Origin of the sequence: Laceyella sacchari (genome assembly GCF_024927925.1) — a bacterium.
Classification (GTDB): Bacteria; Bacillota; Bacilli; order Thermoactinomycetales; family Thermoactinomycetaceae; genus Laceyella; species Laceyella sacchari.
Window position 1 is genome coordinate 1,799,179 of sequence record NZ_CP103866.1, and the last position, 22,387, is coordinate 1,821,565.

Below are 22,387 nucleotides of genomic sequence, written 5' to 3' on the forward strand. Positions count from 1 at the left end.
CATTCCCCCAGGCATTCCCTACCGTATCAGCGGTCACCGCAACATAATGTTTAAGCAGATCCAAGGAAAATTTTTTGTATAAAATTTAATTCCACTTCTTCTTATAAAATTCCTACTAAATCATTTAGTTCACACAAATAATAAAAATCTAAGTTTTCTAAATAAAAAATAGTTATTATACATATCATGCACGACCTGTTTCAGATCGTGCATGGAATATCAGGCACCGGGAACCACAATTACTTCTACCCGGCGATTTTTCTGCATGTTTTCAGGAGAATCGTTAGCCACAAGCGGTTTCGTTTCTCCCCACCCTTTCGTTGACAGCAGTGCTTCGTTTACGCTGAACTTTTCTACCAACGCCTTTTTCACTGCGTCAGCCCGCTCTTGCGACAATTGCAGATTATGCTCATGGGTACCCCGATGATCGGTATGCCCATGAATCTGGAAGGAAGCATTTTCCGTTTTGGAAAGGGATTTGGCGATTTGAGCCAGCGCCGGATAAGCCTCTTTGCGCAAGACGGCCGAGTCGGTATCAAACAAGATGTGGTCTGGCAGTTCAATCACCACATGCTTGTCGGTCGTTTTGATCTCCATGTCAGGATGGATCATTTCCGGCGGTACATATTTGAAATTGGACGGTGCCATCTTAGGTGGCGTATAGGGTGGGGCTGGTATGTACATTTTCGGCGGTTGGTATAAATCTTCGGCAGGCGCCACCTTGTATAAATCATCCGGATCAGGTGCTGTATAAGGTGCTTCTGACTGATTGGACGAGGAATTTTCTTCTTTCTGGGCTTGTTGATCGGCCATCGTCTTGCTATTTGAACAGGCGGCTGCAGACAGCGCCACAGAACCGGCCATCACAACAGATAAAATCCTTCTCATGTGATCCACCTCCAATCAAATACTACAATATAGTCCTATCTCTTTCAATTCTGGCAGAAGGTGCAGGGATTCTCCCATCCGTTCGCAACAGCCAATCACAGCGGACAGTCTATTCATTATAATCAAGTGTAAACACCACAATGGCATCATTTTCATGATCAATGTAACAAATCGACCGATATGAACCCATATTTAACTGAAGATTTCCTTCCAATCCAAACAAGCGTCGCATCTCCACCCGCGGTGGGAAGCACTGGAGCTCTGCCATCGTTTCCATGATGGTTCGCTGTTCCGAAGGAGATTGCTCCTGCAAAAAAGGGACAATTGCGGCGCTGATCATCACGTGGCAGTCGATCGGCCCATTCCAATTTGCTGGAACAGCCAATTCATTTTGCAACTCGCTTAGCGTCAATTGTTCCGACAAGCCGCTCATTTGTTCCATTTCCCTTTCAGAAATGGAACGATCCACCGCTTCTTTCTTTTCAATCTCGGCATAAAATCGCCTTTTCTGAGATTGAGACGCATCCTGACTCGCTGTTTGCACCAAATTCAAAAGGAAAGCATGCGCCGCTTTCCACTCCCGCGGATCAAGTCGGTCAATGAGATCATATAAGTCTTGTTTTGAAACATCCATGGCGACCCCTCCACTGAATAGACATCAGGTGCATTGTACGCTCAATCATCCCACAGACGCAAATTTTTTCTTGTGCAGATACAATGATTGCACCCTTGATCCACTTCAGCTTTGACCATACTTTCTCATCTTTCTCAACAGCGCGGTGTGGCTGATCCCCAAATCGCGAGCGGCTTGGCGGACGCTCTGGCATCGCTTGAGCGCCTCAGCCACGATTTCCCTTTCATAGGCTTCCATCCGTTCCTTTAGCCCAACGGCATTTGTCGTCCCCTTGCTAGTTGGTTTATTTTCAATATGAACCTTTTTTAGCTCCTTTTCCTCTTCAAGGTAGAGATAAACACTTCGCTCGATCACATTACGCAATTCGCGGACATTGCCAGGCCAATCATGGGTCAGCAGCATATGCATAGCTTGGGAAGACAAAGGCAACGGCGGGCGGCCGGCCAATCGGCGGAATTTTCCTGCAAAATGGGACGCCAAAAGCGGTATGTCGCTTTTTCGTTCCCGCAAGGGGGGAAGCTGGATCGGTATCACATGCAAGCGGTAATACAAATCACCCCGAAACCGACCTTGCGCCACCATCGCTGACAAATCCCGGTTGGTTGCTGCGATGATACGGAGATTAATCGGGATACACTTATCGCCGCCAACCCGCCGCACCGCCCGTTCTTCCACCGCATGTAACAATTTTGCCTGCAAATGGAGAGGCAATTCGGCCACTTCATCCAAAAACAGGGTTCCCCCTTGGGCCATTTCAAACAATCCCTTTTTTCCGCCTTTGGCCGCACCGGTAAAAGCACCCGCTTCATAACCGAACAATTCGCTTTCCAACAGCGCCTCGGGAATAGCCGCGCAATTGACAGGGACAAAAGGCCCGTCAGCATGCAAACTCTCGTAATGAATGGCCCGCGCAAACAACTCTTTGCCCGTCCCGCTCTCCCCGTACAAGAAAATGGTTGCGTCGCACCGGGCCACGCGTTTGGCGAGGGCGATGCAACGAGCCATTTCTTCACTACGATGCACAATGTCCGCAAATTGAACCATCCCTGTACTCTTGACTGATTGAATCAAATCGCTGATCTGTTTCATGTCCCTGATCACAATCACGATCCCCTGGTTGCAGTTGGCCGTTACCGAGCGGATCGGGTAGTAGCTGGCCACCATTTGCACCGTTTCCCCAGTCTTCCTTTGAATCGTCACTGTCTTGTTCAATACCTCGATCCCGCTTTCCAAACACTGCCTGCAATCAACAATATGCCTCCCCCACACATCTGCGAGTGGTCTCCCTTTCAACTGATCCCATGGAATCGGCAACATACTGTGTGCCGCCCGATTGACAGCTTGAACGCGCAACGTTTGATCCAACAGGATCATCCCTTCAGAGACTGTTTCCAAGATCGTGTTCATCTGATCTTCCCTGCCTTCTGAAGGCAAGAAAGGAATCACGTCGATGCGCCGCACACCGGAGATCTCCCCTATGGAAGAAATGAGCTGACTGTGCAACCTCTGCTCTAACGATTTGATTTTGATATAGATGTAATGCGGCTTCACTTCCATTCGCATGATACTGATATTAGAACAAAGAAAACAACCGATTACATCATGAGTGATTCCGACCCGGTTCTCCGTCTCGATCTCAAACGTCGTCGTTTCCATGTCAGCCACCCTTTTTCGGTGTTTTCTTTTATCTTAACAGAGTCTCTGTGTCCATATCACACAAATGAAAGCGCATTCTCAAGATCGCAGATGATATCCTGCACCTCCTCAATACCGACTGACAATCGAATGAGACCATCTGTGATCCCCATGTTAAGACGCTCTTCCCGTGGGACAATGGCGTGCGTCATGGAAGCTGGATGTTGGATCAGTGAGTCAACATCCCCTAAACTAACTGCCAATCGACACAGCGACACATGATTAAGCATCCGCGTCGCAGCTTCATGCCCGCCCTTTAATTCAAAACTGACCACTCCACCAAAGCCGTCCATCTGCTTTTGGGCCAACGCATGCTGGGGAAATTCAGGCAATCCGGGATAGTGAACACGCTCCACTTGAGGGTGCGACACTAAAAACTGCGCCACCGCCTGTGCATTTTTCGTGTGTGCTTCCATTCTCACTGCCAGCGTCTTTAATCCACGAAGGAGCAAAAATGCATCCATCGGCCCGAGAACGCCGCCAAAATCTTTTTGTGTGGTCTTTTGCACCTCCTCCAGCAACGACCGCGGACCTGCGACCAATCCAGCGATCACATCCCCATGCCCGCCGATATATTTGGTCGCACTATGGATAACCAGATCACAACCCCATTCGATCGGCCTTTGCAAATATGGGGACATAAAGGTGTTGTCCACAATAGTAGTAATACCTAACTCCTTGCCCACTCGCCCGACCATCTCCAGATCAATCAACTCCATGGTAGGATTGACAGGCGTTTCTACGTATATCAGCTTGGTGTTCGGCTTAATCGCTTGACGCAACATTTCTTCATCGCTCATGGTGGAAAGGGAATGCTCAACGCCAAACAGGTTTTTCAACCAATTCAACAAGCTGAATGTGCATCCATACATCCCTTTGGAGCACAAGATATGATCACCTGTTTTCACCAAAGCCATCAACGCCGCTGATACCGCCGCCATACCCGAAGAAAACGCCAAGGCCATCTCCGCCTTTTCCAAAGATGCGATCTTCTCTTCCAAAGCGGTTACCGTCGGATTCCCCAACCGGGAGTAAATGTATCCCGACGCTTCACCAGCAAAGCGTTCCGCCCCCTCCTCCGCTGTGGGAAACACAAAGGTTGATGTTTGATAGATCGGTGGAACGAGCGGCCCTCCGGCGAATCTTTCATGGGCGGTATCATGGATTGCCTTGGTAGCAAACCCGAATTCTCTTTTTTGTTGTGAATGGCTCATTTCCCTATCCCCTTTCTGCTGTCTTTACCATCAGAACATGCAAAAGGGGTGCCAACCAAAAACACTCTTTATCTCGCCGTTTATGAACATGCATTGGAAATCATTCGAACCGTGTTGGCATCATATGTTTCCACCATCATTGCCCATTTTGAACCGAATTTATAACTTTTGTAACAATTTCGCATTTATACGTCATACTTTCTACAACTTTTTTATGTACAATAATTAAGTTCACCGAATGGGCTGGGGAACATGCCTCTACAGTCATAACTTCAACCCATTCGGCAACATCGACCTATCTTTTCCCAATTCTTGAAGAGATACCTCATGGCTTGGGGTATCTCATTCCCCCGTTTTCCTCAATGCTTTCTTGGCAATACATTGGCGGGATATCCCTCCCGCTCATGTAGCCCCCCAGCATTGATTCCCATTCCCTTGCATCATTCTGTCAGCAACATACCCCGTTTCTCTCCGACCCTCCCCCTGTGTTCCCAGGGGGACAATTTTGAAGGCCCAGAGAGAAACTGTTCCCATCTTTCTCCTTCCACCGACTTGCACTCTGCGTACAATGAGAGGCAAATAAACGTATCCCCTTCTTTGACATAACTAAAAGCCCTTTCCCCTCTCAAAGGTAGGTGAAAGAGCTTTTGTTTATACAAAGTAAGTGTGATACACGGCCTGTTCACTGTTGCAAACCCTCGATTTGCTGCGCCAGCTTGGACAGTTCTTGGACTGTTTTCATCAGTTCTGAGTTTTCAAAAGTGGTCGGATCAATTTTGGCATCTTTCAACGTCGTCATATACATCTCAATCGCTGCATTCAATTGTTCATTGTAGCTGACGATTTGTTGATGAATATCTTGCGCGATCTCTGGAGGGGTCAATTTGTTAAAAGACTCCATGCTCTGTTGCAAGGCTTGTAGTTTGTTTTCCAATTCCTTACGGACATTTTCATCCGTGACAGCCTGCTCAACCAATGTTTGAGCTTCATTCGCAAAATCACTCACCAAGGTGATGTAGTCAGCCGCTTGTTTGGCGTAATTGATGGAATTGCTTACTTCTTCGACAGCAGCACAACCACTTAACAACACGGCTACCATAACCAACAAAATCCAAGCTTTTTTCATGTCATAATCCCTTTCTTTTGCAATATTGAATAAATGATTTCCGTTCGTGTTTCAACACTTGCCTGCTTCAAGTTGCAAACGAAAGGACCATTCTGCCCCAGGGCGGGCGAGATCGTCCGTCATCACCTCCTTCTTACCCGCAGACGTGTCTTCTGAAACAGACAAGGCAGAAAAATATTTTCCATTAAAAATGAGTTATGGTATAAACAAGGGACCGTTTGAAACAGGGGGGAATGCACACATGGAAAATCGCCTCAGATTGCGTGAATTGGGTATCAAGATCGGCCGATTTGACACTGGTGAATTAAACGGCTTGACTGACGTGCCCGGGGTAAAAGTCGGCCACCACACCTTGTCCTATGATTTGGAGGCAGGAAAAGCAGTAAGAACGGGAGTGACAGCGATCTTGCCGCATGGCGGCAATCTGTTTCAAGAAAAAGTGCTGGGAAGTGTGCACGTGATCAACGGCTTCGGAAAAACGGTTGGTTCCATTCAACTCCAAGAGCTAGGTACCATCGAAAGTCCCATCATGTTAACGAACACCTTGTCCGTTCCCGCCGTAACCGAAGGAACCCTTCGCTACCTTCTCGACCAAAACAGCGACATTGGTGAATCGACCGGAACCGTCAATGTACTAGTGGGTGAATGTAATGACGGGTACCTTAACGATATTCGAGGATTGCACGTCAGACCGGAGCACGCTTATCAAGCGATTCAATCAGCGACGACAGAAGCAGTGGCAGAAGGTTGCGTGGGTGCCGGAACAGGCATGTCCTGTATGGGCTACAAAGGCGGGATCGGCACCAGTTCCAGGGTAGCCCTATTCGCTAAACATATCTATACGGTCGGTGCTTTGGTTGTCAGCAATTTCGGTGAAGAACGCGATCTGCTACTGCTTGGGCGTGGCCGGACAACAGTGGCATCACACACACACCCTCCCACTCAAACACCTGACGGGTCCATCATGATCGTTATCGCCACCGATGCGCCTGTCAATGAGCGACAACTGCACCGCATGGCCAAAAGAGCCACCTTTGGCTTGGCACGCACCGGGTCATACGCCGCTCATGGAAGCGGAGACATCGTCATCGCTTTTTCTACCGCCCATCGCATCCCCCATTATCCAGACGGGCTAACCCGTTCGTGTACTTACCTTGTTGAGGACGGGGAAGCTATTTCCCGTTTGTTTGAAATGACCGTGGAAGCGGTGGAAGAAGCGATTTGGAATTCACTGTGTAAAGCAACCACCACAACCGGCAACCACGGCAGAATAAAACGGGCGATCGAATACGACTTGTTCCTGTCCAATCTTGCCCATCCGTAACCATTAGGCACCACAAAAAAGACGAGACGATTTCACCCCAGCTCACCTGAGGCAAAACCGTCTCGTCAGTCCTTCGTCCTTCCTATCGCTTGATCTCTCAACCCAATTCTAACAACAGATCTCCCGCTTCAATGGTTTGTCCATCCTTCACATGAATGGCTTTCACTTCACCGTCAAACGGAGCTTGCACCGTCGTCTCCATCTTCATCGCTTCCGTGACGACGAGATATTCTCCTTTTTTCACTTTATCTCCCGGCTCCACCAACACTTTCAACACTTTGCCAGGCATGGTCGCGCCGATTTCCCCTGGCACATCAGGATCCGCTTTGCGGTGGGCCTGGGCGTCTTCTTGCACTGACAAGTCACGCACAGTCACTTCCCGCGGTTGGCCGTTTAATTCGTAGTAGATGGTTCGCGTTCCATCGGAATGCAACGAACCTACATTGATCAGTTTCACAATCAAGGTTTTTCCCTGTTCAATGTCCACCTTGATTTCCTCACCCAAACGCAGGCCGTAGAAGAAAGTGGGCGTGTCCAAAACCGAGAGGTCGCCAAATTCACTCACTTTCTTCTCCCGATCGAGGAATACTTTCGGATACATGATGTAGCTCAGCAAATCATATTCTGTAACCGGCCGTCCGATCTTTTCTTCAAGTTCCGTACGCACCTTGGCGAAGTCCACTGGTTCCAGTCGTTCCCCCGCACGGCAAGTAAAATGTTCCCGACCTTTCAAAATCAGCTTTTGCAAAGTCTTTGGGAATCCCCCAGGCGGCTGTCCGAGATACCCTTGGAAAAATTGGACCACCGACTCTGGAAAGTCCAACCGCTCCCCTTTTTCATACACATCTTGTTCCGTCAAGTTGTTTTGCACCATGAACAAAGCCATATCTCCCACAACTTTGGAGGAAGGAGTCACCTTCACGATATCGCCGAACATCCGGTTGACCGTCGCATAGGTTTGTTTTACTTCCTCCCAGCGGTCGCCCAACCCGACGGCAATTGCCTGCTGATGCAAGTTGGAGTATTGCCCGCCAGGCATTTCATGCTCGTACACCTCTGAGCTGGGAGCCTTGATCCCACTTTCAAAGCCAGCATAATACGGGCGCACATCTTCCCAGTAATCGGACAGCTTCTGCAAGCTGGCCAGGTCCAAACCAGTTTCCCGCTCCTGCCCCGCAAGCGAAGCCACCAATCCGTTCAGACTGGGCTGGGACGTCAGCCCCGCCATGGAGCTAAGTGCAGCGTCAACAATATCGACACCCGCCTCATATGCTTTAATCAAGGTGGCCATTTGGTTGCCGCTCGTATCATGAGTATGCAGATGAATGGGCAGACCCACTTCTTCTTTCAATGCCGTAATCAATTTGTACGCCGCAAAAGGCTTTAGCAAACCAGCCATATCCTTGATGGCGATCATGTGGGCACCGGCTTTCTCCAGCTCCTTAGCCAAATTCACATAATACGTCAGCGAATATTTGTCGCGGTTTGGATCTAAGATATCCCCTGTATAACAGATTGTCGCCTCGGCAATTTTGCCAGCTTCACGCACCGCATCAATAGCCACCCGCATCCCTTCCAACCAGTTGAGGCTGTCAAAGATACGGAACACGTCGATCCCAGACTTGGCGGCTACTTTAACAAATTCTTGGATGACATTGTCGGGGTAATTCGTATAGCCCACCGCGTTGGCTCCACGGAACAACATTTGGAACAGGATGTTGGGAATCCGCTCACGCAATATGTGCAATCTTTCCCAAGGATCTTCATTTAGAAAACGCATGCTGGTGTCAAAGGTGGCCCCGCCCCACATTTCCAAAGAAAACAAATCTGCCCCCAACTTTCCGGTAGCTTCGGCAATGGCTAACAAATCATGGGTTCGCACGCGTGTGGCAAACAAAGATTGATGCGCGTCCCGGAAAGTCGTATCCGTCACCAACAACCGTTTGCTGGACTTCACCCATTCCAGCAGCCCATCCACGCCTTTTTCCTGCAAAATCTGCTTCGTACCCGCGGGGTATGGCTGATCGACAGAAGTCGCCGGTATGCGTGGTGTAGCAAAGGCTGGCTTTTTCCCGTTCGGCAACCCAGGATGACCATTGACGATCGTCTGGCCGATATAAGTCAACAACTTGGTACCACGGTCTTTCCGTTTGGGAAACACAAACAATTCTGGCGTGGTATCAATAAATGACGTATTGTATTCGCCGCTCAAGAAGTTCGGATGCTGAACCACATTTTCCAAAAACGGAATATTCGTTTTCACACCCCGGATTCTAAACTCCTTCAGGGTTCTCAGCATTTTCTTCGCTGCTTGCTCATAAGTCATCGCCCAAGAAGACACCTTCACCAACAACGAATCATAATGCGGAGTGATCACCGCGCCAGGATAAGCGTTACCCGAGTCCAATCGAATTCCAAATCCCCCGCCAGACCGGTACGCAAGCAACCGTCCTGCTTCCGGAAGAAAGTTTCTCGCCGGATCTTCCGTTGTCACACGACATTGGATAGCAAAGCCACGGGTGGTGATGGAATCTTGCCCCTGTATACCGATCTCAGGATCGCTCAATGCATACCCTTCGGCAATCCGGATTTGCGATTGCACGATGTCAACACCTGTAATCATCTCAGTAATCGTATGCTCCACCTGCACACGGGGATTCACCTCAATGAAGTAAAAACGGTGATCGGGGGTGACCAGGAATTCAACCGTTCCTGCATTGCAATAACCAGCGGTTCGCATGAGCCGCAATGCCACTTCACAAATCTCGATTCTTAGCTCTGGCGGCAAGGAAACACTAGGGGCGACTTCCACCACCTTTTGATGACGACGTTGAATCGAGCAATCCCGCTCAAACAGATGAACGGCATTTCCGTATCGGTCAGCCAAGATTTGCACTTCAACATGTTTAGGCTGCTCCAAGTATTTTTCAATGTAGACATCCATGTTACCAAAAGCCGACTTCGCTTCAGACCGCGCTCTCTCAAAAGCTTCTTCCAGCTCTTCACTGGTGCGAACGACGCGCATACCGCGTCCGCCGCCACCCGCCGCGGCCTTCAGGATGATGGGAAATCCATGCTGTTCCGCAAATTCGCGTGCTTCATCCAATGATTGAATAGGTTCAGGTGTACCCGGAATGACGGGGATGCCTGCTTGAATAGCCATCGCCCGGGCATCTACCTTATCCCCAAACATTTGGATGTGTTCAGGCGACGGCCCGATAAACACAATGCCTTCCTCAGCACATCTCTTTGAAAAGTCAGCATTTTCCGCTAAAAATCCATATCCAGGATGAATCGCATCCACATGATGGCGTTTGGCCACTTCTAAGATCCCTTCAATATCGAGATAAGCCTCGATCGGCCCCTTGCCTTCCCCAATCAGGTAAGCCTCATCCGCTTTGAAACGGTGGAGCGACACTTTGTCCTGTTCAGTGTAGACAGCGACCGTGCGAATCCCCAACTCTGTACACGCACGAAAAATGCGGATAGCGATCTCTCCCCGATTGGCTACCAACACTTTTTTGAAAGGTTTTACCACGCTCATGAACAAACGCCTCCTTTATAGGATGTGAAACACTTCTGGCAGGCATCGGAACCAAACCGCTCCCCGACGCCCCCTTTCTTTTATCATACACTTAGCGGTGATCCGTTGGGCGGATCACTTCAAAAAACTTATGGATGAAACACGCCTCCTATCGCCTGGGGAAAGCAGTCAGAAGTAAATCTATCAAGTTGAATCTAATAATTATTATTCATATTAACATTATTATATCTGTAAATGAATATTTATTCAGCGCAACGATTAATTTGTTTTTCACATTTTCGCCATAATGATATAAGTATAAATTCAAAAAACATAGATGAAAGGTTATCTTTCATGGATTAAAATAAAGTTTTGGCTGGAGGTGAAATTGTGAGCCTATTACATATCCGCTATAAACAGCTAAGTGAAAAATATAATGAGCTTGACCCCGCCAAACAGCAGCGTATGAAGGCGAAATTGGTCAAGCAACTGAAACGCCAAAAGCGGATGGGCAACCTTTGGAACCAATTTTTAACACGCCTTCGCAAAGACGGATGGAAAATCGTCGCCGTCTTGCTCAGCATCGCCGCATTGGTCTGCCTCGCCTATGTTGGAGTCAAAGTATGGATGAACACCAAAGGCTTGCAGGCCGAAGAAAACGCCGCGATCATCACCGGTATTGTAGCGCTTGTCACCGTGGCGATCACAGTCTACTCCAATCGCCGATCCCATATGCAGGGGCAACGCTCTTTTGTGCACAGCCGTATCTATGACAAAAAAATGGAGGCCTACACAAAGATTGCCCAACTGCTACACAATCTCAACATGGCGTATTTCGCATATGATTTTTCAGGCGAAGCGAAATACGCGGAAAGAATTCGCTCCCTGTTTGCACAAGTGATCGGGGAAGTGGTTCCCCAATACTTGCTGTTTATCTCCAACGACGTGTTGGATTATCTCAATGATATGGCGCATACCATGCCCAATCGCGACGAAGAGACGGAAGAGGAAATCGATGAGAAATACGAGCAGTTCCTGCTTTATTATTACGAACCGCTGATGGATGAGTTCCGAAAAGAACTTGGCACCGAATCGATCACAAAAGAGCTTCGGGAAATGGTGGAATTTCAATCATCGGAAAAGTTCCATCTCTTCTGATCACAAACGGTTTAAGCAAGGGAGCTGTCCCCTTGCTTGGCCGCAATCGATGCCATAATAGAACGTCACTTCACCGCATCGGTTGCAACGGGTGCAACGCCTGTCTCTTCCGTTCCACAAATCGCGCCATCCGTCGAAAAGCTTCCCTTAACTCCTTGACCGATGTGGCATAAGAACAACGAATATGCCCCTTCCCCGTCTCCCCAAAAGCGCAACCGGGTACAACGGCCACTTCTTCTTCAGCCAGCAATGCCTCAGCAAATGCTTGTCCATCCATTCCCAAATCAGTGACGCGTGGAAAAACATAAAAGGCTCCGGCAGGCACAGTGCAAGATAGTCCCATTTCCGCAAACGCGGACACCGCCAGTCGCCTTCGCTCGTCATATCGCCGCACCATCTCTTGGCATGGCCCCCCGCCGTTTCGCAACGCTTCGACAGCCGCAATCTGACTGATCGTCGGAGCGCACAAGGCTGTGTATTGGTGGATCTTCAACATTTCTGACAACAGCAGTTCAGAAGCAGCCACGTATCCAACCCGCCAACCAGTCATCGCAAATGCTTTAGACAGGCCGCTAACCAAGATAACCCGGTCTTTGATGGAAGCAAAAGAAGCGATAGACACATGTTCTTTCTCATAGGTTAATTCGGCATAAATCTCATCGGAAATCACGATGAGATCCCGCTCTTCAATGAAACGAGCAATGGGCTCCCAATCTTCCCTGTCCATGATGGCGCCCGTTGGGTTATTGGGGTAGCAAAAAATCAAGGCTTTGGTATGAGGTGTAATCACTCGCTCCAGATCTTCCACCGTCAGCTTAAATTCATGCTCCAGTGATGTTGGCACCGGCACGGGCACCCCTCCGCACAGTCGCACGATTGGACCGTAAGGCACATAGCTCGGCTCGACAACCAGCACTTCATCCCCGGGATCAATCAACATCCGCAACGCCAAGTCGATGCCTTCACTGGAGCCGTTGGTCACCAATATCTCATCATGCCGATATTCCAAAGCAAACCGCCTGAACAAATAAGAAGCAATTTCTTCAACCAACTCAGGCAAGCCCCGGTTAGATGTATAATGGGTCATCCCCAGCTCCAACGCTTCAATCCCCGCTTTGTTTATGGACGGCGGCGTACTGAAATCAGGCTCTCCTACCCCCAGCGAGATTACGGAGGAATTTTGGCTGGCGATGTCAAAAAAACGCCTGATGCCTGACGGCGGGATTTGTTTTACGATACGTGATACCTTGTCGTGGATAGACATATTTTTCACCAACTAATTCTACTCAAATATTCCTTTTTCATATGCTTTAATCAATTTTTTCACAATAGCTAATGTGCAGATAAAATGCGTTATTACTGCATTATACCAAAGAGTTTTATATAAAAGCCATAGAAAAGTGTCATTATACAATTTAAAACACGCACTATGCATCAATTATATTTCTTCCCATCAACCAAACAGCAGGCTACTGCCTCTTCTTGGCCCACTTTACGATTTCCTCTTGAACCTTACGTTACGTCATGTTGTACATTCAAATCAGTCACTCGAAAGGAGCGTACCCCAGTGGCAATACAAGTTTGGAAAGTGGGAGAGTTGGCCAAACAAACAGGCTTCACCGTGCGCACGTTGCGGTACTATGATCAGTTAGGTCTGTTGAAGCCCACTGAATACACCGAAACAGGACACCGTCTTTACACTTATCAAGATTTGCTCCGGTTGCAACAAATTTTATCGCTGTGGCAACTCGGCTTTTCATTGGAGGAAATTAAACAAATCCTTGCAAGCTGAAAGCTTATTCCACTAAAGCTGGTTCGTATGCATCGAGAACGAGTAGAAGAGCAAATTCGGACCCAACAGGAGCTTTATCAACAACTGGCCAATTTGGAACGTGCCCTTACGAGTCGACAAGAAAATGACAGAAAACACTTTAATGAAGAGCAGATGGAATATCTGAAAAAAAGAAGAGAAATGTTTGGCGAAGAAACAATTCAATCCGTTGAGAAGGAATGGCCAGAATTGATTGCCAAAGTGCGGGTAGAGATGGACAAAGGAACGCCTCCGACTGACCCAACTGTTCTGGCGTTGGCAAAACGTTGGCATGAGTTAGTCCAAATGTTGTTCACAGGTGGAAATAAAGAAATTTTCCAATCGCTTCAAAAGCAATATCAAAATCCCGAAGTGGCCACTCAAACTTGCGGTGATCCAGAGTGCTTCCGATATATTGGCGAAGCGATAAACCATCTGGGATTAAAATGGTATTAAAATGACAATCGACCTCCTCTGATTGATTCAGGGAGGTTTTTCTTTGGAAAGGTATTCACTCGACTGACCTTCATTATCCCAAATTCCCCTAAGCAAGCAAAAAGATCACCCCCCAGCATGTCCGGAGGATGATCCCTTTGCGTGGTCAGAGGCTCATTTTCAAAATTTCCAACACGTCTGCTTTCCCCACTGGGTAGGTGCGACCGACGGTGCCGTCCCCAGCGGCTTTTTCAGCCATCAATTCCAATTGGCTGTCATCGATGTTATAATCTGCCAATCGACTGGGAGCCCCAATGCTGTTCCAGTAAGACCGCAGGCGGTTAATACCCTCCTCCGCGATCTCACGATCCGTTTTGCCCGTTGGATCCACTTGGAAGACGCGGATCGCCAACTGTTTCATTTTGGGCAATGCCTTATCTAAGTTATAACGAATCCAGTTGGGGAAAATAATGGCCAACCCGCCACCATGCGGGATGTCATAAACCGCCGACACCGCATGTTCAATGCCATGCGTACCCCAGTCGCCGGACATTCCTTGTGACAATACGCCATTTAAGGCCATGGTGCCGCAAAAGAGGATGGTTTCGCGTAGCTCGTAATTCTCCAAGTCCTCAACCAGCTTGCTTCCTTCTTCCATCACAGTGATTAACAGCGACTCAACCATGCGTTCATTATATGGAACGTTGGGCGCCAGGCTGAAATAATGCTCCAACGCATGTGACATCATATCCACAATCCCATAGACCGTTTGGTCGCGCGGTACCGAAAAGGTGTGGGTGGGGTCCAAGATAGAAAACCGTGGGAACACCAGCGGAGAGCCCCAACCCAACTTTTCTTTCGTTTCCCAATTGGTGATCACCGATCCACTGTTCATTTCCGAACCGGTCGCAGCCAACGTGAGCACTGTTCCAAATGGCAACGCCGCCGACGGCACTGCTTGTTTGGTGATGATTTCCCAAACGTCCCCGTCATATTTCGCTCCAACGGCAATGGCCTTGGTGGCATCAATTACACTTCCGCCCCCGACGGCCAACAAGAAATCAATTTGTTCTTTTTTGCAGATTTCTACCCCTTTGTGCACCGTGGACAAGCGAGGATTTGGCTCGACACCTGGTAGCTCAAACACTTCCGCATTGATTTCCTTTAACAGATTGATCGTCTTGTCATAAATGCCATTTCGCTTGATGCTTCCTCCACCGTAAACCAGCAATACCTTGGTTCCATATTGTGGAACCTGTTCTTTTAAGGCTGGGAGTGTATCTTTACCGAAAATCAGCTTGGTCGGATTATGAAAAACGAAGTTTTGCAAGGTCCTGCCACCTCTTTTAGTAGATATTTATGTACCTCTCATTAGTTATTATATCGAATGGTCAAGTTTTTATCGAATGTTTTGTTTGCAAAACAAACTTGTTTACTATATTCACAATAACAAAAAGGGAGCAACCGCTTGATTCTCTCTTTAAATCACCCTAAGGCTTCAACGCTTTACAACTTTGGACATCCAATCCCGCCACACTCTTCTTATCCAGCCGCGCACCACTGAACCAGGCCTTGGCGTAGGACCGGATTGGAAAAGCTTTACTGACGGAGAATTGGTGATTGACACGCGCTCCATCACAAAGGCTTCATAGCTGCCTGTCTGATTCCCCTCTACGACGTAATTTTTAACCTGATCCAAGGTGAGGTCACGCAAGTACAAGCGCTTGCCCCACCCCCCATTTACATAAATGGCTGATTGGCAATGCTGCACAGCCATACGATCCACACAAATATATCGATCAGGTTCCGTTTCATCGGCTACATGCGGATGAGCAATAACCAATCCACGACGCAAGCTTCTTGCCGACACATCACAGACATGTAATCGATTTCCAACTGGCAGGAGGCGCACCGCCGCATTATCCATCTCCTCGACATCCTGCACGCCCATTCCCGTTTCGGCCGTGAAGCGCTCAATCCTGCCTGACACCGGCGCTTTTAACCATACACCAAAGCCATAACACAATCCATTGCCGGGTCTGACATCCCGTTGCCAGGTGCAGTCGATGATATGAATGTTGGGATGCGTCAAGTCATAAGGATTGGTTGCTCCTTGGGTTTCGGCCACAAATCCCGACGAGCCGGAACAAAGCGACCGACAATGGCGAAACACCATATCTCCTCCCCATCCGTTATGGGTGAGCAAGAATGATACGCCTCTCCCCTCCATATCGGTCACCCCTTCCACCACCGCGTCAAATGTACTGTCCAGGTCCACCGCGTGCCTGGTGCGGCAAGCATACCCATTGCGCACCACCACTCCCAGATTGCCACCGAAAAACTGGACGCCATATCCCTGCCCTGAGCCGAGGCGTTGCGGAGGCAGGATCATAAAATTTTCCACAGTTACATCCATGCTGCGCCGCACTTGAATCGCTGATTCTACTCCCTGTTCAGCGTACAAACCATTGACATGAAAGTGACGCACTTGTTGGGCCAATATACCGAAACCTTTGGACGCACCTTGCTTTAAGCGATAACGAAAATTGACTACCCTACAATGCATAAGCGGGGTGATCTTCACCACATTAACCCGCGCCACCCGTTTGGGCAGCCTGATAAAATCACACACCGTCAGTTTGGTAAACACTTCTTTAAACGAAATCTTTTCCACCGATAAAGAGCAGGATTGGACAGCTTGCTCCGAGGGCAACCGGAGGAAAATCCGGGCACATGTAGCTCCGCGGGGGGCAACCCAATTGCAACCCTGATGGACATGCCAACCCTTGTATAAAAAAGAGATCACATCTGAGCGGGCAATCATTTCTCCCTGCTTCCCTACCCATTCCACATAACAACTTCCGCTGGCTCCATGATCGGAGAGGTTGTGCTTAGCGGACACTTCTAATCGGTAGCATCGCCCGGCTTCAACCGGGATCGGCTCAGAACAAATCAGCGTGGTACCACGAGGGCCGGAAGGGGATTCCTCCCAGCTCTTCCAGCCCCGTACCCCAGCGCCCTCCACCGTATCACCCAGCAACTCCCGCTCCAGGCACTCAATCTCAGCGACTTCATGCACTTCACAGTTGATCTCTTGTTGTCCATCAGACGGGCGAGCGCTGTCATCGCTCAGCCAAATCACATCCCCCGCCTTTATGTCACGAGCGGCGGACGGCGGAAGATAAAGCGCACAATCCCCCCGTTTCGCCTCTCTTAGCAAGGGATAGCCGTCAGCGCTTTTCTCCCCCGCAAACTGAAATAAAAACGCCGTCTCCCGATCACTCGCCTCTACCCAGGCTCCCTCGGCAAACCATAGGGAAATAGACTTGGTCACCGTGATTTCTTTCACCGCGTATCGACCGGCGGGAACAAATAACATCCCGCCTGGGGCCATCGCCCGAATCGCTCGGTTAAACCGACCCGTGTCATCCGTTTCACCGGGAAAAGGTGGAAAATCGCCCAACTGATAAATGACGTGACCTTGCATCTGGCGGTTCCGCTCCTCACACTCAATCGTTTTCGCATGATTCCTGCTACGCATGTATGGCACACATACCACATATTATGAGTCTCATCGCTTCAACTATGCTGGGCTCAAATAAGCAACCTTCGTTTGTTCCCTCTCTTTTTATGTTATGATAGTGGCGTTTTCACCCCTATTTCGAAAGGAGATCCGTTCATCTTGCATATCCGTCCAGTTAATCACACTGATGCTGACATGCTGTTTACCTTCTTTGAGTAATTGGACCGTGAAACAAACTTTTTGCTTGAACCGGGTGAACGAATCCTGTCCCGTCAACAGCAAGAAATCCGGCTTCAACAAATATTGGAGGGCGATTCGGAGGGCATGTGAGTGGCAGCGCATTTCAGGTCACTTGGGATTGTGCCGTGGCTACATGCGCCGCAACTGGCATGCTGCCACCATCGCTATAGGCCTCTTGCAATCTTGTTGCGAACAGGGGTGGGGCACAAAATTGCTTAAACTTGGGGAATCATGGGTGCGAGAACAACAGATCCACTGACTTGGTCTCACCGTGATGACCCACAATAAACGGGCATTGCACCTTTATCAAAAGCAAGGATTTATGATCGAAAGTCTGCAAAATGACTCGATGCTGGTAAATGGGACGTATGTTGACATGACGTCAAAGAGCCGGTGAACAACTACCCGGCTCTCTCTTCGACAACTTATTCATCATCTTAACACGCCTATTTTGGCCATTTTCTGGCTATATAAGAAAAGAACATACATCATGAGCAGGATGATAATGTCAAACAGTGCTGACCATGGCCCGAACACATGCCAACGATCCCTCAATGCAAACGTCAAAACATCTAAGCAAATTAAAGAAACAAAGCAAATCAGCGCCCCCGGAACCGCCCAACGAGAGCGAACTAAAAGGAGGATGGATGCAATCAGACCACTGCTGATGCTAACGGCCCAAAAAACATTAAACAAAATGGGATAATCAGTAAAATACGCAACAACGGCCTCTCCGTGCTTGTTCATTTGGTAATAAGCCGGATCATGTCCTAGCATCATAAAGTAATCATAAACTCCGCAAGCATTGAGAAAGACAAAGAATACTCCTACGAGCCAAAGATGCCATGGTGTCCCAACCTTGGCTTTTTTCTTCTCCATCTCACACCTCCTTCTTTGAGTAGGGGTTTCATCCAATTTTATTAGAAAGTGCGATAATAACTGATTCATATAGCATCTCCAATGAAATCATCAAATTACTTGATTCCATTCTAATACAATATCGTACCTTTTTTTCAAGTGATCCATTGCCCCTCTTTTAACCCTTCTCGCTACTGGGTAAATAAAAGAAGATTGTACTGATGACATGCCGAATGGGGAGGTTTAGCAATGCATAACGAAGTAAACGCGACAAATCTGACCGACGAAGAAATGGAGCGAGTCGTAGAAGCATATCTACGAAAACACCTGCCAAATCATGTAGAAAAACTGATGTGTGAAATCGGTGTCGCTTTGCTCAACGAAGCGGCGACTGTTGGTAGCCTAAGGATGGATTCACGCACATATTCTCAGGAAGTAGCCGGTGAACGCTGGTTAAGGCAAGCGGCGGAGTCAGGAAATCCACAAGCGATGTATGAATGGGGCTGGCGAATGGTCTGCGGAGAAGCATGTATTGCTCAAGATATAGATACTGGCAAAAAACTCTTGCGGCAAGCGGCAGAAGCTGGAGAAACAAAGGCAATGTGGGAAATGGGTTCCCTCTTGTTAGATGGGGAATACCTCCCACGAGATGAACAAGAAGGTCGCCTTTGGTATGAACGAGCCATTGCACAAGGCGACACAGATGCCCTGTATGACTGGATCATCCGCCTGTTAAATGGGGAAGGAATTGCCCCCGATGTGAAACAAGCCGAGCACCTTCTTCGCCATTTGTCGGCGACCGGTATGCACTCGGCAAAGGATATGTTGAAGAAAATCCTTCCTCCAACTGAATGACCTTTCCCGCTTTTTTGCTGACACATGACTTGCAGATCCCGCAAACAGACCCGGTTGCGGGATCAAAGTTGTGAACAACATGGCTTGATTTACAACCAGGCTCTTTTTAAAAGCTCTATACCATACTGGATTTCATCAAAAGAAAGACTGCTGAAGCCGAGTTTAATCATTGGTTTATCTGGATAGTTGTGAACAACATAGCGTGAGGTGGGATACACTTTCACACCATGGGAGAAAGCACGCTCGATTAACCATTCTTCTGAATGGTTCAAGTGTACTTTGACAAATACGTATAAACCTGACTGCTCGCCAATAATGGACAGATGATGCCCAAACGCATCTCTTAATGCAGATACTAACAGCTGCATTTTTCGCTTATAAACTAAACGCATGCGCTTCAGATGGCGATGCCATTCCCCATCTTCCATAAATTTAGCCATGGTGAGCTGGCTGAGAAGCGAAGTCGTACTTTCGAAGAGGCCAAATCGTTCTTTATAGTGATCTGACAGAGGTTGCGGCAACACCATATAACTTAATCGGATTCCTGGAAGAAATGATTTCGAGAAGTTCCCTAAATAGATAACTCTTGTTGCATCGATGGAGGGAAGCGCAGGAAATGGTTTTTGTGTATAGCGAAATTCACTGTCATAATCATCTTCGATAATATACCCTCGCACCTGATTTGCCCAATGAATCAGCTTGTGTCGTTGCTGAATAGACATGCTTACTCCCAAAGGGCTTTGATGCGAAGGGGTTACATAGATTAATCGTGATTTCATATGTTCCAATTTTGAAAGGTCGGCACCTGTTTCATAAACTGGCAACGTTTCAAAATGGAAACGATGGAATTGAAACGCTTTTCTGGCACCGTCAAAACCAGGGTCTTCAACGATTATCCGTTCGAACTCATCCTTCAATATGTGTCCAAGGTATACAAGCATTTGTTGTGTACTACTGCCGATGATGATGGCATTTGGATCTGCCTTCACTCCCCGTGACTGGAGAATATATGCCGCGATTTGCTTACGCAAGCATAATTCGCCAAAATGGTCCCCATACCGATAGACGTCCTTTGCTGTTAATACCTGATTAGCGATCCTTCTCCATGCCTTTAAAGGAAAATGCTGTTGATCGATCGCATCTGCGCGAAAATCAATACGAACAGATGGCGCTATCTCTGTTTTCTGGTGAGCATTTAAAGCGTCGGAGACTTCTTCATGCAAATGAGGTTCCAACGCATTGACAAAATATCCTTTTCGACTCTCTCCACGAATATAACCTTCCGCAATGAGTTGCTCATATGCCATTAATGTTGTATTGCGGCTCACATCTAAGGAATCTGCCAGTTGACGAATAGAAGGCAATTGCTCATTTGCCTTTATGTCACCTTGTTCTATAAGCAATTTAATCTCATCGTAGATTTGTTTGTATTTGGGCAAATGATCTTTGAATGGAAAAATAATATTTCTCATCCTTATCCCTTCTGACATGTATATTTTCCCGTTATTGTACCTTTTGATATGTCAGCTTGTGTAGTAATCTTTTTTTACCAACTCATATTGACCATATGGTTACTATCCATTACTGGGAAAGGGATGATTTCTCTTGTACATTCCTAAGAAATATCGTATCGATCATGATGAGGCAATTCAAATCATGAAGTCTTACCCGTTTGCCATCTTGATTACTGCCGATGGCCATCATCCTCTAGCTACACATATTCCTGTAGAAATTCGTGAAGTGGAAGGAAAAATATTTGCGACGGGGCACATTGCATCCGGCAACATGCAGAAAAAAACGTTGGAAAATAATAAGGATGTGTTACTTATTTTCCAAGGGCCTCACGCCTATATTTCTTCAAGTTGGTATGCGTCTGAAGATGTACCTACATGGAACTATGTAACAGTCCATGCTTATGGAACATCGCGGATCATCACGGATAACGAGCTGGCATCGGCTTTGGAACATATGCTCAAACGCTATGAGGCTCATCGAAAAAATGGCCGACTCTGGGATACGTTTGAGCCAGCATTTCTTAAGAGTCAAATGAAAGGGATCGTCGGTTTTGAAATTGAAATCACCTCCATTCAAGGAGCAGCCAAATTGAGCCAGAATCGCAACCACACCGATTATCAAGCGATTGTTGCAGAGCTAGAAAAATCGAATGAACCTGTGGAAAGAGAACTCGCTCAGTGGATGCGCAAACAACGCAGAAACTTGTTTGTTTGAATAATTTGTATATTCGTTCCATTATTCTGATTTGTTTTCAGTGTCCAGGAGGAATCCCGTTAAAAAACAATGAGGAGATGAGTATATGCCATTTTCAACTATATGGTTATTTATCATAGCTACCACGACCTTATTAATCATACCTGGACCAGCAGTGCTTTATATTATGGCCAGAAGTATAGATCAAGGAAAGAAAGCGGGCCTGGTATCCGTTCTGGGTGTCTCTCTGGGCGGTGCAGTTCACGTTTTAGCTGGAGCGATTGGCGTTTCCGCGATTCTCATGACTTCCGCAACCGCGTTTAATATCGTGAAATACCTAGGCGCTGCTTATCTTATCTATTTGGGATGCAAAACGTTATTTTCTACAACAGATCTGACGACTTCGGAAAAGCAAAGCGGGACTCGCAAATCAGCTTGCAAGATTTTTTGTGAATCCGCACTTATCGAAATAATGAACCCTAAGACAGCCCTCTTCTTTTTAGCCTTCTTTCCACAATTCATATCGCCTTCTGCCGGATCCGTCACCGTACAATTTGTTCTGTTAGGAACGATCTTTGTTATCCTTGCATTGATCAGTGATGGCCTGTATGCCATTCTTGCCGCTAGTATAATGAAACGAATTCAAGTGAGTTCAAGATTGCAGAATCGGATCACTGGCTATTTATATCTTGCTCTAGGGGTATTCTCCTCTTTTGCAAGCCCCAGCAAAACGTAGCATGTAAATCTAATCAAATGAGAAAAAGCCCGATTTCTCTTTGAAATCGGGCTTTTTTCGTCTATTCTTGGCAGAAATCACTCATGGCGGGGTCATGGGTTTTAATACCTATGGTTCAACTAAAACCCAGAACTTAAAACGGTCGGCTTAAACATCATCA

The 22,387-nt window shown here is 47.6% G+C and carries 18 protein-coding genes; 7 read left to right on the forward strand and 11 right to left on the reverse strand.

What is annotated here, in order from left to right; translation table 11 throughout:
• Positions 1–219: 219 nt before the first annotated feature.
• The 5 genes from NYR52_RS08990 to NYR52_RS09010 all read right to left on the reverse strand — a co-directional run bounded on the left by NYR52_RS08990 (position 220) and on the right by NYR52_RS09010 (position 5,557).
• Positions 220–888, reverse strand: coding sequence for an OmpA family protein (locus NYR52_RS08990; RefSeq protein ID WP_259435487.1), 669 nt, complete (start codon positions 886–888; stop codon positions 220–222).
• 109 nt (positions 889–997) lie between these two features.
• Entirely contained in the window at positions 998–1,522 is a 525-nt protein-coding gene (locus NYR52_RS08995) for a hypothetical protein (RefSeq protein WP_132220626.1), read from the reverse strand.
• A gap of 105 nt (positions 1,523–1,627) precedes the next feature.
• The gene (locus tag NYR52_RS09000) at positions 1,628–3,178 is read right to left on the reverse strand and encodes a sigma 54-interacting transcriptional regulator (RefSeq protein WP_259435488.1); all 1,551 of its coding nucleotides are present in this window, start codon (positions 3,176–3,178) and stop codon (positions 1,628–1,630) included.
• Positions 3,179–3,234: 56 nt separating this feature from the next.
• Positions 3,235–4,431: a methionine gamma-lyase gene (gene megL, locus NYR52_RS09005; protein WP_259435489.1), complete on the reverse strand. Its 1,197-nt coding sequence runs from the start codon at positions 4,429–4,431 to the stop codon at positions 3,235–3,237.
• A gap of 682 nt (positions 4,432–5,113) precedes the next feature.
• Positions 5,114–5,557 (reverse strand): DUF6376 family protein, encoded by a 444-nt coding sequence (locus NYR52_RS09010; protein WP_132220632.1) that lies wholly within the window; start codon positions 5,555–5,557, stop codon positions 5,114–5,116.
• Between the two features lie 241 nt (positions 5,558–5,798).
• Here NYR52_RS09010 and NYR52_RS09015 point away from each other — a divergent pair, with 241 nt between their 5' ends.
• On the forward strand, positions 5,799–6,881 hold the full coding sequence (locus NYR52_RS09015; RefSeq protein ID WP_259435490.1) for a P1 family peptidase: 1,083 nt from the start codon (positions 5,799–5,801) through the stop codon (positions 6,879–6,881).
• Between the two features lie 97 nt (positions 6,882–6,978).
• Here the strand turns inward: NYR52_RS09015 and pyc are convergent, their stop codons facing one another.
• On the reverse strand, positions 6,979–10,425 hold the full coding sequence (gene pyc / locus NYR52_RS09020; RefSeq protein ID WP_259435491.1) for a pyruvate carboxylase: 3,447 nt from the start codon (positions 10,423–10,425) through the stop codon (positions 6,979–6,981).
• Between the two features lie 369 nt (positions 10,426–10,794).
• On the opposite strand from pyc, the gene NYR52_RS09025 reads away from it, so the two are divergent.
• Entirely contained in the window at positions 10,795–11,562 is a 768-nt protein-coding gene (locus NYR52_RS09025) for a hypothetical protein (protein WP_132220636.1), read from the forward strand.
• 70 nt (positions 11,563–11,632) lie between these two features.
• Here the strand turns inward: NYR52_RS09025 and NYR52_RS09030 are convergent, their stop codons facing one another.
• Positions 11,633–12,826 carry an aminotransferase class I/II-fold pyridoxal phosphate-dependent enzyme gene (locus NYR52_RS09030; protein ID WP_310795314.1) on the reverse strand — a complete coding sequence of 398 codons (1,194 nt, stop codon included), beginning with the start codon at positions 12,824–12,826 and terminating at the stop codon, positions 11,633–11,635.
• A 303-nt stretch (positions 12,827–13,129) separates the two neighbouring features.
• Here NYR52_RS09030 and NYR52_RS09035 point away from each other — a divergent pair, with 303 nt between their 5' ends.
• A complete protein-coding gene (locus NYR52_RS09035; RefSeq protein ID WP_259435492.1) occupies positions 13,130–13,354 on the forward strand; it encodes a MerR family transcriptional regulator in 225 nt (74 codons plus the stop codon).
• 27 nt (positions 13,355–13,381) lie between these two features.
• The gene (locus NYR52_RS09040; protein WP_259435493.1) at positions 13,382–13,828 is read left to right on the forward strand and encodes a TipAS antibiotic-recognition domain-containing protein; all 447 of its coding nucleotides are present in this window, start codon (positions 13,382–13,384) and stop codon (positions 13,826–13,828) included.
• A 145-nt stretch (positions 13,829–13,973) separates the two neighbouring features.
• On the opposite strand, the gene NYR52_RS09045 is transcribed toward NYR52_RS09040, so the two are convergent.
• The 3 genes from NYR52_RS09045 to NYR52_RS09055 all read right to left on the reverse strand — a co-directional run bounded on the left by NYR52_RS09045 (position 13,974) and on the right by NYR52_RS09055 (position 18,449).
• Entirely contained in the window at positions 13,974–15,137 is a 1,164-nt protein-coding gene (locus tag NYR52_RS09045) for an iron-containing alcohol dehydrogenase (RefSeq protein ID WP_132220644.1), read from the reverse strand.
• A gap of 168 nt (positions 15,138–15,305) precedes the next feature.
• Positions 15,306–17,348 carry a hypothetical protein gene (locus NYR52_RS09050; protein WP_259435494.1) on the reverse strand — a complete coding sequence of 681 codons (2,043 nt, stop codon included), beginning with the start codon at positions 17,346–17,348 and terminating at the stop codon, positions 15,306–15,308.
• 654 nt (positions 17,349–18,002) lie between these two features.
• Entirely contained in the window at positions 18,003–18,449 is a 447-nt protein-coding gene (locus tag NYR52_RS09055; RefSeq protein WP_132220650.1) for a hypothetical protein, read from the reverse strand.
• Positions 18,450–18,677: 228 nt separating this feature from the next.
• Here NYR52_RS09055 and NYR52_RS09060 point away from each other — a divergent pair, with 228 nt between their 5' ends.
• Positions 18,678–19,283, forward strand: a complete 606-nt coding sequence (locus NYR52_RS09060; RefSeq protein ID WP_054096406.1) for a tetratricopeptide repeat protein — start codon at positions 18,678–18,680, stop codon at positions 19,281–19,283.
• A gap of 89 nt (positions 19,284–19,372) precedes the next feature.
• Here NYR52_RS09060 and pdxR read toward each other — a convergent pair whose 3' ends face one another.
• Entirely contained in the window at positions 19,373–20,755 is a 1,383-nt protein-coding gene (pdxR, locus tag NYR52_RS09065; protein ID WP_259435495.1) for a MocR-like pyridoxine biosynthesis transcription factor PdxR, read from the reverse strand.
• A 133-nt stretch (positions 20,756–20,888) separates the two neighbouring features.
• On the opposite strand from pdxR, the gene NYR52_RS09070 reads away from it, so the two are divergent.
• Both NYR52_RS09070 and NYR52_RS09075 read left to right on the forward strand, forming a co-directional pair.
• Positions 20,889–21,512: an FMN-binding negative transcriptional regulator gene (locus NYR52_RS09070; RefSeq protein ID WP_259435496.1), complete on the forward strand. Its 624-nt coding sequence runs from the start codon at positions 20,889–20,891 to the stop codon at positions 21,510–21,512.
• An 85-nt stretch (positions 21,513–21,597) separates the two neighbouring features.
• Positions 21,598–22,227, forward strand: a complete 630-nt coding sequence (locus NYR52_RS09075) for a LysE family translocator (protein ID WP_259435497.1) — start codon at positions 21,598–21,600, stop codon at positions 22,225–22,227.
• Positions 22,228–22,387 lie beyond the last annotated feature (160 nt).

What these genes read in the sequence shown, in the direction of transcription:
- NYR52_RS08990 (WP_259435487.1), bottom strand. Translation starts at nt 888, where the DNA reads ATGAGAAGGATTTTATCTGTTGTGATGGCCGGTTCTGTGGCGCTGTCT.
- NYR52_RS08995 (WP_132220626.1), bottom strand. Translation starts at nt 1,522, where the DNA reads ATGGATGTTTCAAAACAAGACTTATATGATCTCATTGACCGACTTGAT.
- NYR52_RS09000 (WP_259435488.1), bottom strand. Translation starts at nt 3,178, where the DNA reads ATGGAAACGACGACGTTTGAGATCGAGACGGAGAACCGGGTCGGAATC.
- megL (WP_259435489.1), bottom strand. Translation starts at nt 4,431, where the DNA reads ATGAGCCATTCACAACAAAAAAGAGAATTCGGGTTTGCTACCAAGGCA.
- NYR52_RS09010 (WP_132220632.1), bottom strand. Translation starts at nt 5,557, where the DNA reads ATGAAAAAAGCTTGGATTTTGTTGGTTATGGTAGCCGTGTTGTTAAGT.
- NYR52_RS09015 (WP_259435490.1), top strand. Translation starts at nt 5,799, where the DNA reads ATGGAAAATCGCCTCAGATTGCGTGAATTGGGTATCAAGATCGGCCGA.
- pyc (WP_259435491.1), bottom strand. Translation starts at nt 10,425, where the DNA reads ATGAGCGTGGTAAAACCTTTCAAAAAAGTGTTGGTAGCCAATCGGGGA.
- NYR52_RS09030 (WP_310795314.1), bottom strand. Translation starts at nt 12,826, where the DNA reads ATGTCTATCCACGACAAGGTATCACGTATCGTAAAACAAATCCCGCCG.
- NYR52_RS09040 (WP_259435493.1), top strand. Translation starts at nt 13,382, where the DNA reads ATGCATCGAGAACGAGTAGAAGAGCAAATTCGGACCCAACAGGAGCTT.
- NYR52_RS09050 (WP_259435494.1), bottom strand. Translation starts at nt 17,348, where the DNA reads ATGCGTAGCAGGAATCATGCGAAAACGATTGAGTGTGAGGAGCGGAAC.
- NYR52_RS09055 (WP_132220650.1), bottom strand. Translation starts at nt 18,449, where the DNA reads ATGGAGAAGAAAAAAGCCAAGGTTGGGACACCATGGCATCTTTGGCTC.
- NYR52_RS09060 (WP_054096406.1), top strand. Translation starts at nt 18,678, where the DNA reads ATGCATAACGAAGTAAACGCGACAAATCTGACCGACGAAGAAATGGAG.
- pdxR (WP_259435495.1), bottom strand. Translation starts at nt 20,755, where the DNA reads ATGAGAAATATTATTTTTCCATTCAAAGATCATTTGCCCAAATACAAA.
- NYR52_RS09075 (WP_259435497.1), top strand. Translation starts at nt 21,598, where the DNA reads ATGCCATTTTCAACTATATGGTTATTTATCATAGCTACCACGACCTTA.